1 pseudogene is annotated in these 461 nt (G+C 65.9%); it reads left to right on the forward strand.

Annotation, left to right across the window (positions count from 1 at the left end):
• Positions 1–233: 233 nt before the first annotated feature.
• A pseudogene (locus CWM66_RS28475) lies at positions 234–461 on the forward strand (hypothetical protein); the annotation flags it as partial.

Consider the following 461-nt stretch of genomic DNA (forward strand, 5'->3'; position numbering starts at 1 on the left):
CTTCTGGTGATGCTGTTCGTGCGCCCGCTGCTGCACTGGGTCGGCCAGTTGCCGCTGCAGATCCTCGGTGCGGTGCTGGGCATGTTGCAGGTGGCGCTCGCCCTGCAACTGCTGGTTTCCGCGGTGCGGCAGCTGCGCGGCGGCTGAGTCGCACGAGCCGGACGGTAGAAATACTGAGGCATTGCCCGCCGGGTTTCGCACAGACTGCACATGACTCCGGCGCCGAGGCGACCATGGCCTTCTCCTCCAGCTATCCCTACATGCCGCTGTGGCTGTTCACCCTGCTGTTCTTCGCGCTGATGCTCCTCGCGCGCGAGGTGGGCATCTGGTTCCGCCGCCGACGTCCGGCACCTGCGGAGAGTGACAAGGAGAAGGACGAGGACGCCTTCGCCATGACCTCGGTGATGGGGCTGCTGGCGCTGCTGATCGGCTTCACCTTCTCGGTAGCCCTGTCGCGCTAC

The organism is Kosakonia sp. H7A (assembly GCF_003028445.1).
Classification (GTDB): domain Bacteria; phylum Pseudomonadota; class Gammaproteobacteria; order Enterobacterales; family Enterobacteriaceae; genus Kosakonia; species Kosakonia radicincitans.